Origin of the sequence: Paenibacillus sp. FSL F4-0087 (assembly GCF_038020215.1) — a bacterium.
Classification (GTDB): Bacteria; Bacillota; Bacilli; order Paenibacillales; family Paenibacillaceae; genus Paenibacillus; species Paenibacillus taichungensis.
This window is the reverse complement of the sequence record NZ_JBBODJ010000001.1, coordinates 5,663,161-5,675,687: the sequence shown is the minus strand read 5'-3', so window position 1 is coordinate 5,675,687 and position 12,527 is coordinate 5,663,161. Positions and strand designations below refer to the sequence as shown.

11 protein-coding genes are annotated in these 12,527 nt (G+C 42.2%); 1 reads left to right on the top strand and 10 read right to left on the bottom strand.

Features of this window, described 5'->3' with window-relative positions; genetic code table 11:
- Window positions 1-26: 26 nt before the first annotated feature.
- Both MHB84_RS26100 and MHB84_RS26095 read right to left on the bottom strand, forming a co-directional pair.
- Entirely contained in the window at window positions 27-1,427 is a 1,401-nt protein-coding gene (locus MHB84_RS26100) for an NAD(P)-binding domain-containing protein (RefSeq protein WP_076289285.1), read from the bottom strand.
- Window positions 1,428-1,505: 78 nt separating this feature from the next.
- Entirely contained in the window at window positions 1,506-1,952 is a 447-nt protein-coding gene (locus MHB84_RS26095; RefSeq protein ID WP_076289369.1) for a MarR family winged helix-turn-helix transcriptional regulator, read from the bottom strand.
- Between the two features lie 328 nt (window positions 1,953-2,280).
- On the opposite strand from MHB84_RS26095, the gene MHB84_RS26090 reads away from it, so the two are divergent.
- Window positions 2,281-3,144, top strand: coding sequence for a cupredoxin domain-containing protein (locus MHB84_RS26090; RefSeq protein WP_256716813.1), 864 nt, complete (start codon window positions 2,281-2,283; stop codon window positions 3,142-3,144).
- Between the two features lie 138 nt (window positions 3,145-3,282).
- On the opposite strand, the gene MHB84_RS26085 is transcribed toward MHB84_RS26090, so the two are convergent.
- The 8 genes from MHB84_RS26085 to MHB84_RS26050 all read right to left on the bottom strand — a co-directional run bounded on the left by MHB84_RS26085 (window position 3,283) and on the right by MHB84_RS26050 (window position 12,376).
- A complete protein-coding gene (locus MHB84_RS26085) occupies window positions 3,283-3,408 on the bottom strand; it encodes a hypothetical protein (protein WP_063562644.1) in 126 nt (41 codons plus the stop codon).
- Window positions 3,409-3,714: 306 nt separating this feature from the next.
- A complete protein-coding gene (locus tag MHB84_RS26080) occupies window positions 3,715-5,196 on the bottom strand; it encodes a glycoside hydrolase family 32 protein (protein WP_076289284.1) in 1,482 nt (493 codons plus the stop codon).
- A gap of 12 nt (window positions 5,197-5,208) precedes the next feature.
- Window positions 5,209-6,453 (bottom strand): MFS transporter, encoded by a 1,245-nt coding sequence (locus MHB84_RS26075; RefSeq protein ID WP_076289283.1) that lies wholly within the window; start codon window positions 6,451-6,453, stop codon window positions 5,209-5,211.
- Window positions 6,454-6,658: 205 nt separating this feature from the next.
- Window positions 6,659-7,642, bottom strand: a complete 984-nt coding sequence (locus tag MHB84_RS26070; RefSeq protein WP_076289367.1) for a LacI family DNA-binding transcriptional regulator — start codon at window positions 7,640-7,642, stop codon at window positions 6,659-6,661.
- A 200-nt stretch (window positions 7,643-7,842) separates the two neighbouring features.
- On the bottom strand, window positions 7,843-8,925 hold the full coding sequence (locus tag MHB84_RS26065; RefSeq protein WP_076289282.1) for an ABC transporter substrate-binding protein: 1,083 nt from the start codon (window positions 8,923-8,925) through the stop codon (window positions 7,843-7,845).
- 338 nt (window positions 8,926-9,263) lie between these two features.
- Entirely contained in the window at window positions 9,264-9,830 is a 567-nt protein-coding gene (locus MHB84_RS26060; RefSeq protein WP_076289281.1) for an LOG family protein, read from the bottom strand.
- A 160-nt stretch (window positions 9,831-9,990) separates the two neighbouring features.
- Window positions 9,991-10,869, bottom strand: a complete 879-nt coding sequence (locus MHB84_RS26055; RefSeq protein WP_076289280.1) for an RCC1 domain-containing protein — start codon at window positions 10,867-10,869, stop codon at window positions 9,991-9,993.
- Between the two features lie 157 nt (window positions 10,870-11,026).
- Window positions 11,027-12,376 carry an FAD-binding oxidoreductase gene (locus MHB84_RS26050; protein WP_445322139.1) on the bottom strand — a complete coding sequence of 450 codons (1,350 nt, stop codon included), beginning with the start codon at window positions 12,374-12,376 and terminating at the stop codon, window positions 11,027-11,029.
- Between the last annotated feature and the right edge of the window lie 151 nt (window positions 12,377-12,527).

The following is a 12,527-nucleotide window of genomic DNA, read 5'->3' as shown; positions in this document are numbered from 1 at the left end:
TTCATGTTCATCAGATCTATTCTATATTAATTGGAACAAGATGAACTACAATCACTTGTTTGCTCGGCTACCTGTACTTTTGAACGATTCAGACTGCACACACCCGTTTCAGGTAGATCCAGTTCTACTTTTGCAGCTGCATCCAGGTCACCTGCCAGAAAAGCTACCACCGAACGAACTTGTTCATATCCGGTAGCCATCAGGAAGGTTGGCGCACGTCCATAACTTTTCATCCCAACAATATACAATCCTTGTTCCATATGACGCAATTCCTTCTCCCCATGAGGACGAACAGTACCGCAACTATGAACATTCGGATCAATTAACGGAGCAAGGGTTGCCACACTTTCTGTGGTCGGGTCGATACTCAGCCGTAGCTCCCTGAGGAAGGACAAGTCAGGCCGACTTCCGGCATTCACGATGATCTCATCAATATGTGCTATCACCTGTACCACACCATGTTGCTCTCCGCTTATGGTAATCTGCTTCCCTTCCTGCTTCAGTTCCTGAATATGGAACGGTGTAACAACAGTAATTTTTCCGGAATCCACCAGTTCATGAATACGACGTCCCAGTTCTCCTCGCGCTTCGAGCTGATCACTCGCTTCTCCGCCATATGCTTCCTCCACTTGATCTTTTCTCATGATCCAGGTCAGTGTCATACCGGAATTTAATTCTTGAAGCTTGGCAAGATCAAGTAATGTATTCAAGGCTGAGTGTCCGCTTCCTACTACTGCGATATGTCTATCTGTGTAGCGCTCTCGATCTATTCCAAACACATCCGGAATGCCATAAAATATATGGTTACGAAGAGCTTGTTCTCCAGGGGTCAACACGCCGCTGGCGAGTACAGGGTTAGCATGCCCCCAAGTTCCTGAAGCATCAATGATAGCCCTCGCCTCATACCGCTTAGCCTCACCCTCTTCTTCAACGTAGATCATAAAGGGTTGTTTTTCTCGGCTTGCTGTTTTCATTTTGTCTGTATTTTTGCGACTAATCCCCACAACACGAGAATTTAAATGAAGATTGGACTGAATTTCCGGAAGTTCTGCGAGCGGGAGCAAATATAGATCCCGAAGTTCATGCCCTGTTGGTAAATCATCTGGAGCAGGTGCAATCCATCCCTTCTTGGATAACAATCGTCCAGCCGCTTTATCTACGTTATACTGCCATGGTGAGAACAGACGAACATGGCCCCATTGGGAGATATTCTCACCTACTTTAGTCCCCGCCTCAAGAATAATAAACGATTGGCCTGCTTCAATCAGATGAGCTGCTGCAGCCAAACCAATAGGTCCTGCACCAATGATAACAACAGGTAAATGGGTTAACTCTCCTTGGTTTAAAGATTCCAAAGTGGAAACCTTCTTTTTCTCTAAAGTGGGAGCACAGCAAGAATCAACTTGTTTGAATTCAACGTTTTTCATATCAATGTACCTCCAGTATGTTTAAATATACTTGCATTTTGCAAGTGTTTGAGTAATGTAACGGGGTAATGAAGCCCATTACCCCAGCGGCGTACAACACATTTTCGATTTTAGCATGCTCTCATTGAGCAGTTTAATGGATTGAATGACGGTCTCCTTTTCTGTATCCGTCATGAAAGAAAAAACCTCATTCAGATGAGTATTCATCCGATGATCTATAGCCGTTGTTACAAATTCTCCTTCGTCTGTCAAACTGAGAATGTATACTCTCCGATCCTCAGGCAGTGGTGTTTTTTGAACCAAATTTTTCTTAATCAGGGTCTGTACTTGACGACTGAAGGTTGTGATATCCATGGCGAGCGTTTCAGCAATTTGTTGCATGGACGGCTCATGTTGATGGTTAATTTCGTATAGAATATGGCTCTGAACCAGCGATATTTCATGCTCTCCAACCGTGCAACAATTTTTATCCAGTAAGCCGAAACGACGGACCATAATTTGTAGTGGCTCTCTGGGACTCTCAATATCTGACAACATGATCACCTCTTGGTCATCATTATAAATAAATTACTTGCAGTTTGCAAATATAAATTCAAAAGAGCATCAAATAATGTCTAATTGAAATTTTAAAGTCTAAAATTTTAACTATAAATTTATTTTTAGAAAGGGGTAGCAGCAAAATGTCAAATTTTCTTCATACTATTACGGCAAACCATTGACTTGTCTGTGACAATAGTCACGCCGTTATGATAATTCTGATATATTAATACATGAGATGAATGATCTTGATCGTAATGTCAATGAGTAGATAACTACACATCATTACTGTATGGATATTAGGAGGAATAAGATTGTGTTATTAGCGATATTAAGTATAGTTATGGTCGTACTGTTTACAGCGTTCATTGTTCTTAAAACGTATAAGCGAAAAGAAAAACTTACAGGTATGCCTGGCATGATGATCGCTATGACCATTGGCATGATGTCCAGCCTTGTACTCGGTGTACAATTAGGCATTGTATTTCCTCGGGATTTAACAGTCCCATCCATTGCCGCCATATTGTTTGGCTTAGGAGCCGGATACTTCACAGGCAAACCTATCAGTATATTGGCAACTCTGGATGGTATGTTGGCAGGAATTATGGGCGGCATGATGGGAGCAATGCTCGGGGTAATGATTGGTCCATCCTATCTCATGATGATATTTGTTGACATCCTATTCATTTTTATTATGAGCGTTGCTCTTCAATTGTCGAATCAAGAAATGGATACTAGCGATAAAACAAATAAAAGTGGGATTGGTATGCCGTTTATTGGAGGTATACTTACTGTAGCTTTTGGAATTATAGCTGTAGGTGCAACGTTATTTTACCAATATCAACCGAATGATACATCGGCAATTAAATCACAAGAATCACAGAGTGAGCAAGCTACTTCTCTTCAAGAAAATTCAGAATATCAGATTGTTTCCGTCGATGTAAAATCAGATGGTTTTAGTCAAGAAAATATTGAAGTAAAAGCTGGCGTTCCAACAAAAATAAATTTTATAAAACATTCAGGTTATACATGTATAAGAAGTGTTCAGTCTAAAGATTTAGGAATAGATGTGTATCTCGAAAAAGGAGATAACTTCATTACCTTAAAAGATCTGAAACCTGGAACGTACAACTTCAATTGTGGCATGTACATGTATTATGGAACGATCACCGTAGTATAAGCGAGAAATGTAGGATCATAATAGGGAACTTTATGTCAGTTACTCATGACACAAAGTTCCCTATTTAAAATTGTTTTTAAGGACTTTTATATAACAAAAAACCGCCAGCAAAAGCTAGCGGAAATTCATAAGCTAGTATTAAACCAAGAAAGCTTTGGAGATGATAACCAACAAAATAAACAATACCAGAATTGCACCAACGGACGTGAAGCCACCGTATCCTCCACCAAGTCCGCCTACATTCCCATATCCAACTTCGCTCATGTTTCTTCCCCCTCTTTTGTGGTATGTGTTAGATTATTCAGGATTTGTTAATTTGACAAGGCTAAAAATAAAAATAGGCTAGGTCTGTGGGACATGCATGTCCATCTGGAAGATAACTATAAAAATGCTTTTCCGCTCTTTCTGGCTAATGGTGTAACCGGAGTAAGGGAGATGGGCGCGGCGCTGACAAACGTCGATATATGGAAAACGAGGATTCAAGCCGGGGTGCCTCGTGTCCTTATCTACTCTACAAAAAAGACCGCTTCCGAGTCCATGTAATGGCTCAGAAAACAGTCTTTTTCCTCTTTATTCAGCTTGCCAAATATCGTTCAGCTTCCAATATGTCAACCCATTTACTTGAGTCTTTCCACCCTCAGTGATGAGTTCAATACCTGAGAGCTTCCCACTCGGATAGATACGACTTGTCATCGTAGCTTGCCCTTCATTTGCGAACATTTCAATGGATGAACGATCCAGAAATACATGTAATGTCAGCTGTCCCTCAGCATTTAAGCCTGCACGACGAACGCCATCCGTCTTCTTGCCTGATTTGGAACAATCAAGTATAAGCTTCTGATCCGGAATGGAATAAGTGATCACCGTTTCCTCATGACCTGTACCGCGAAGCTTCAAGCCCACCAGATCCGCACTTGTCTTCGTCAGGTCAAACACGACTTTCACTTCAAGCAGATCCGCTTCAACTTCTGTCAAGGAGCTTCCAGAAATCACATGATCCTGATACACAACATGTTCACTTTGGCGAAGCAGCTTCATTTCGTCAACCGGATTCATCAGAACTTTGTCATTCTCACCCAATGTAAGCACACGTGGGATGGTGAGTGCACCGCACCAACCGTCTGCTTTTGTTGGCATATCGGCTTCCCACATATCCATCCAGCCAATCGCAATCCGGCGACCTTGATCATCTAAGAAAGTTTGAACCGCGTAGAAATCATGACCATGATCAAGCTCAATAAACTCTTCATGCTTGTATTCATTTTTTTCATAATCATATTCCCCAACATAGTACCCCGTCTGAAATAAGTTATTGTACTGATCTCCTTGCGCATCAATACCTTGAGGAGAGAACATAAATACATGCTTGCCGCCTAGTTCAAAGAAATCCGGGCACTCCCACATGAAGCCCATATCCTTGTCTCCCTGCAAAAGCACACCATGATAGATCCATGATCTAAGATCCGCAGATGTATACAGAATAACACGCGGTACATCTTCTTTCGTACTGTTACCCAGGATCATGTACCATGTATCCTCGTGCTTCCATACCTTCGGATCACGGAAATGCTGGGAGCTATCAGCCGGAGGCTCAGCAATCACGGGATCCTGTTGTAATTTTGTGAAATGAATGCCGTCTGTGCTTACTGCCACGTTTTGATTTTGGAAGAAAATATTGTTCGGTTGATCAATGTAATGATGTCCAGTATAGATCAATGTCAATTCGCCGTTATTATCTACTGCGCTGCCTGAGAAGCAGCCATCCAGATCACACGCATCTCCTGGAGCTAATGCAATCGGACAATGCTCCCAATGCACAAGATCTTTACTTTTGACGTGACCCCAATGCATGGGTCCCCAGTTCTCATCATACGGATGATGTTGATAGAAAGCGTGATATTCGCCTTTATACTTAATTAATCCATTTGGATCGTTAATCCAGTTTGCAGGTGCCATAATATGATACCCCAAGCGATAACGCTTGTTCATTTTTCCTTCTGCCTGTTTCAAAGCTTCCTCAGCTTGCTTCGTATTGTTGTGATAAGTGTTCATCATGTTTTCCTCCTATGCTGGTTCAATATGCGAGTTAGGTTTAGGATCCAGCTTATTCAAGTTTTTCGGATCTCTTTTTAAGGTAAAGATTGAGATTGTCGTAAAGGCAAATACGAATATACCCATAAGCACGTAAGTATTCGAGAAACCTCTGATGTCATAAAGCGTACCGGCGATGGGTGAAAAGATCGAAGCTCCTACCTGACTCGTAAACTGGAAACCAACCAGATACAAGATCGATGACAGACGCGTGTCGAAATTAGCAGCCAAGTATTTGAATACGGAGATTAGCATAATGGGCAGTTCCAGTGCATGAATCAATTTCATAGCGGATATACCGTAAGGTCCGATAACGAGGCCGGAGCCCATAATACGGAATGCCATTAAGAATCCTGCCAATATCAGGCCCTTCTTAGCTCCAGTTTTGTTTACGATAAACGGTGCTAAGAACATCATGCCTGCTTCCAGGAACACTTGGAAAGAATTTAAGTAACCGTATACTTGATTGCCTAATGCAGTGCTCGAGAATGTCGATGAGAAGTAAATCGGGAATTGCTGGTCATACACATTGTATATACACGTAACTCCGAGCACATATAAAATGAAGAACCAAAAATGCTTATTCGCAAACAAACTACCAACTTGCTTAAAGTTAATAGATTCAGCCCGTTCCATCTCGGATTCTGTCATCTCGACCCTGATTGTCATCATGATGATGAACAGAACGATAGCAGATACAGATGCAATCCAGAAGTTAATGTTAGGGTTGATATTAAAGAACTGACCAGCAAAGAATGTTGCTGCCGCCCAACCAAGCGAGCCCCACATCCGAGATTTACCATATTCAAAGTCATATTTACGGCTGACTTTCTCTACATACGATTCAATAGCTCCAATCCCGGCCAAGAACGAAACACCCAAGTATAGTCCACCTACCACTGCGCCAAGAAATACATTGTATTGGAGTAAAGGTCCGTAGATAAAGATATAGAATGGACCAACAAGTAAGAGCAAACCGCTGATTAGAAATAAAATATGCTTTTTCAATCCGATCTTATCGGAGATATAGCCATAAAGCGGTTGCATACATAATGCAAAGATAGCGTTTACAGTAAAGATAATGCCAGTCTCAGCACCATTCAGACTGATTTCTTGCCCCAGCCAGATGGAGAACAATGAATAACTTGCTGACCATGTAAAAAAGAAAAAGAAGAAATAGGCGCTTAGTTTCCAGTACATGCTCTTTGAATGTCTCATATCGAACGCTCCTCTAAGTTGAACATTTAATGTGAATGTAAGCACTTTAATGCGCTTGCAAAATCGATTATATGTCAACCGGTTTAATATGTCAACCGCTTGACATATTTTCGAAAGAAAAAGGAGCTTCCCTTAATCCCAGCACCCTAAGGTTAGCTCCATTCGTCTTGTCTTCGAAAAATTTGTAGTAGATATAAAAATTAAATTACACTGTACCCGCTTCAATAAGTTTCACAGGCAGATACGTTTCTCGCGGGACCTCACTGAATTCACCTTCAATTTCTTTAATGACTAGCTCTACGGCAGATCTCGCAATTTCCTGTATAGGTTGCTGAATCGTCGTTAATTCAGGAAGCAAGTTACGAGTTGTTTCGGTTCCGTCATAACCAATTACACGAATATCTTCAGGAACACGTTTGCCACGTTGTTTTGCTTTAGCAATGAATGACGCTGCCACCAAGTCATTACTCGCAAACAATCCATCTACTTCGGGATGTTCATCAAGCAAACGCCCAATCGGTTCATCATGATTCTGTTGATGGAATGGATCATATACTTCATAAGTGATCGCTTCGCGACCATGCTGCTCCATGACATCTTCATATGCTTTTCTTCTTAAGCTTGCCGGAGTTTCCAATTCGACAGGTCCATTAATATGCAGGATGTGCTTGCATCCCTTCTCAATCAGCAGCTCAGAAGCCATTTTTCCGCCCATGTAGTTATCCGATCCTACGACAGGAATCGTATCCGATAAGAAGCGATCAATCGCAACAACCGCAATATTTTTCTGATCATAATTAACAATGCCTCGGTTATGTGTCCCTACGATAATGCCGTCAACTTGATTACGCATAAGCATATCCACATATGATTCTTCTTTATCCAGCTGATTCAAGCTATTACAAATCAGTAGTTTATAACCTGATGACGCACAAATATTTTCAATATGAAAAGTCAACTCACCAAAAAAGGGGTTGCTTGTTGTGGGTATGATTAATCCAATGAGATTGGTTCGTTTACTAAATAATGACCGAGCTACATCATTTGGAAAATAGTTCAGCTGCTGCATCGCGTCATGGACTCGATTCTTCGTTTCCTCACTGATATAGCCTCGATTATTGAGCACCCGAGAAACCGTCGTCGGTGAAACTCCTGCTAAATCTGCAACATCATTAAGTTTAGGTTTCATTGATTGCTCCCTGCCTTCTTTCCATACCATATGTACAATTATCCCTCCATTTTAACATGGTTAAACGTGAAAGGACATGCTCCAGCCTATATTGAATCTAGGCTCAAATTAAAACGACAGCCCAGTAAATTACTGTTCTGCCGTTAAAATAAACATGATATTAATTGCATGCATGGTAATCAAGCGAGCGCATCTACTCCTTACAAGTTCAGATCATCTGCGAGTGCTTCAACTCCTGTGAAAATAGAATCGCCATACCCCCAGAAGTTGTTGAAATCAATAACGTAAATTTTCTTGTTCTTAATTGCATTAACACTTTGCAATTGCTTGTTGGCTAGCAGCTTTTCAATCGTTTGTTCTGGATCAATACCGCCGGCATATTTCGAAATAATCATAGCATCTGGATTGATCTCGATTAGCTTCTCCAAACTAAGCGTGCCTTCCTCGTTAATGAGCATATTATGCATATTGATTAATGACATTGCACTTTCAATAAATGTGTCTCCATTTCCGTTGTACACTCCAATGGTTCCATCACCATTATCAAAGAAAGATGCATAGTTGATCGTTTCAGCGCTTGCTCGAGCCGATAACGCTTTCTCACGTGCTTTGAGCTGTTCGATATATGCCGCTGCATTCGCTTGTACGTTAAATATTTTACCCAGCTCAGTGATATCCTGATATAAATTATCTAATTTTGCATCAGTAACGCTGGTACTTTGTACAAATGTTTTGATATTCATCTCATTCAGACTATTTACAGTACCAACACCCCAATCAGCATCTTCAAACAATCCCCCACGCCCCATAACCAGATCAGGTGAAGCACCTATAGTTACTTCCTTGCCTACATAACCTTCAGATAACACAGGAATTTTTTTGAAATCTTCAGCAATATCATCAGGTACATTGCCAAATAACGCCGCTACGCCAACAATCTTGTCAGTCAAGCCAAGACGAATCAATAACTCCGCTGCACCTTGTGTATTGGCAACCACTCGTTCAGGTGCCTTATCAAAGGTTTGTTCCTTTGCCACCCAGGTGCCGTTTTCAGTTGTAAAGTTTGAAACAACGATTGGGTATGTTGTTTGAGCTGCGCCTGTAGCATCCGCATCCGTTTCTTGCTCATCTGTTGAAGCATTCGTAGCGCTATCCGTCACGGCTTCCTGTGAGCTAGTGTTTGCATCTTTGCTGCTATCATTACCACTGGAGCAAGCTGCAAGCACAAAAACAAGTGCAGTAATTAAACAAAGGATTGCTCCTTTTTTTACTCGTAAAAACATTCAAAATCTCTCCCTTTTCCTTTTTCTTTTTGGCCAATATGTATCATAGTCATTGTCAGTATACAGCAAATGTCGAATTACGTAAATGAGAATGATAACTATTATCACAATAAGAAGTTCCGATTTATAGAGAACCACATTCAATTGGTTAAATTCTCCAATACCGGATAACTATCCATTCCATCAAGGCCGTCCGTTTCTAGTAACAAATCCGGGTAAAACAAAAAAGCCGCTATAATAGCGACTTTCAATGTGCCATAACCGATTGTGCCAGTCGAAACGTGCCGTCTTCGAACCTTCTACTCATCCGTTCGTAACATTGCCCCTGATATTAAGCATTAGTTATATTGACGAATATCAGGTGGTACATAAGTACTTATAAAAGTGTTAATTTCGTCTAAAGAATCTGTAACAAGTATCTTTTGTCTATCTGTTTTCGTTAAGAAGCCTTCTTCCACCATCTTCTCATAGAATTGGCCGATCAGATCATAATAACCGTTCACATTGTAGAAGATGCATGGATTGACATGCTGCCCAATTCTCCCCCACGAAATGACCTCTGTAATTTCTTCAAGTGTCCCTGGCCCACCTGGAATTGCAATATAGCAATCTGCAAGTTCAATCATTTTAGCTTTTCTCTCATGCATATTGGACACAATAATGATTTTGTTAAGCTGCTCATGGGCCAGTTCTCTCGCTTGCAAAAAGGTAGGTATAACCCCAGTAACAATGCCACTACGTTGAATCACAGTATCAGCGAGTACTCCCATTAATCCTGCTTTTCCGCCACCATAGACTAGTTCATGTTTCTGGTCAACAATCCAGTTACCTATCTGAACAGCAGCTTCCTCGTAAATGGCATTGTTACCTTTACTTGCACCACAATATACCGCAATCCGTTTCAATTCAATTCCCCCGTCTACTCATACGCACTAAAAGATGCATACTCATTAAAAATTGGCTCAGTTCAACCGATAATAGACTCGGTTGAACTGAGGCTAATCTATGTTATCAAAAAAAGAAGGAGCAGGCTATATTGTTATGGAAAAGAATACTAAAAGTAGATTAACAACACCAACTGCTTACATTACATTGACCATATTCATTATCCCCCACAGCCACCACCGTGCCGTCTGATTTAATGCCAAGAGTATGAGCACAACCCGCCGCTACCGCCACAATATCGTGCCAGTCACCTACATTGCATTGGCCGTGCTTATTCCAACCCACGGCAACCACCGTACCGTCCGATTGAAGACCGATGGTATGATTACTGCCTGCCGCGATCGCCACCATTGCACGCCAGTCGCTTACTTCGCATTGCCCATGTTTATTCCCACCCACGGCAACCGCTGTACCACCCGATGTAAGCCCCACCGTATGAAGGTATCCTGCCGCTACTTCCACGATATCGCTCCAACCGCTTACTTCACATTGGCCATACTGATTATTGCCCACAATCGTCACAGTACCATCTGATTTAAGCCCAACGGTGTGCCAGTCACCCGCCGCTACCGCCACCATATCACGCCAGTTGCTTACAGCGCATTGGCCTTCATTATTTCGTCCCACAGCAATCACCGTGCCATCCGATTTAAGACCAACGGTACGACGCCACCCCGCAGCAATTGCTACAATATCGTGCCAGTCGTATACTTCGCATTGATCATGTATATTCCAACCCACAGCCACTACAGTGCCCTGAGACGTTAGACCGATGGTATGCGCATTACCCGTGTTCGTCGCCATATGAACATTACCAGCAGCTACCGCCACCATATCGCGCCAACCGTTTACATCACATTGTCCAACTTTATTATCCCCCACTGCCGTCACCGTTCCGTCCAATCTAAGACCAATGGTATGACGTCGCCCCGCCGCTATAGCGGTATATTTAGGGCGCTTCACCTTTAATGCCGCTTCAATCGACGAAGTGTAATCCATGTTCCACCTCCCTGAAATAAATTCCCTGATCCCCGAGATGCAGTTTCGATATCATAATTTTTTTACATCTTACTCTACAATAAATAGTAAACACAAGGAATTAGACAGGTCAAAAAACCGTTAACTCTACTCAGAATTAACGGTTTGAAATCGTATCCTATTTTAATTTAGCCGGCGGAATACTTTGCGGGTTATTAAATACATTTTTCGGATCGTATTTCGCTTTTACTTTTCTCAATCTGGCGTAGTTCTTCCCATAATAGGTCGGCCCTGGATTTTTAATACCTTGGTCTGGTACGTTAATGTAGGACCCTACAATATAAGGCTGCAATTTCTTTCTTGTGTTCCGAGTCAAAGCAATATTTTTAGCTGCACGCGATGGCTTCACCCATGAGCTGTTCCATTCCACATAAAATTCAGCTTTTCGCCAGTAAAACGCAGTGGCTTGAGGAGCGACTCGACTTACAGCACCGCCCCAGTTAAGGAAATAGAAACCGGCTGGTGTGCCTTCCTCTGCATTTTCCAGAAACTCACGCATGACTTTGAAGGCTTTATCCGGGAATGGCTGTCTGCCAAAGCCACTGGAAAACTGGTTGCTGTACCTTTGAGTGAGCACAGGATCTGGGGCTAGCAAAAACTTCGTTGCTGCCCTGTATGGCAGGTACAGAATGCTTTTTTTAGTAGGCGTTCCTACGCTAAGAATGGGTTCCAACTGACGGAGGGCTTCACTCTTCGAACCGAGGTATACCCCTAGCATGCTAACATTTCCGCCTTTTTTGGGACCAACACTTAATTCACTTCCCAGCTTGTTACTAGCCTTAGGCGCCCATACTTGCCATTTCTTCACGACTTTTTCGAACTGTTCCCATGGCCATGTGATACTAAATACAGTAGCTTTGGCTGGAGCGCGCCGCACTTTGAATTTATATTTAGTATTTACACCGAAGTTACCGCCTCCGCCGCCACGTGTAGCCCATAGAAGATCGGAATTTTGTTTTTTGTTCGCCCGAATAATCCGCCCTTTAGCGTCAACCATTTCGAGTTCAATTAGATTATCACAGATGAGACCCGTTGTCCTTTGCAGTGGACCAATTCCGCCACCAGGTGTTATTCCACCAATCCCAACCGTTGGACTGTCACCAAATGGGGCCATAAAACCTTGTCGAGCCAACGTATCCACGATTCTTCCTACGCGATTACCTGTCTCAACAACGGCCGTTCCGCTTTTTTTGTTTAACTTGATTCTCTTCATTTCGCTAACGTCGATGACAATACCACCATTAACTTGTGATAGGTTGGACTCTAAAGCGTGCCTCCCACTTCTCGGACGAATAGGGACCTTATTTTGACGCGCCCATCTTATGGCGTTGGCTACATCCTGTGTTTTTTGAGCAAATACAAAAACTTTAGGGAATCTGTCCGTATGCGGATCCCAGTTCTTCCGAGCCACTTCATAACCAGGGTCACCTTTAAACACCACTCGCCCTGTAAGCTTAACTTTGGAAATCACGTATCTATCCAACTCCTTAGTTATGAAAACATGTATTTTTCATTAACAAATTAGGCTAATTCCATATAACCTATGAAGGAGAATCATGTTGTGTTTGGGCATAAACAAAAAGAAAAATATCGGATCACGAGCAACCTACGCTCAGAAT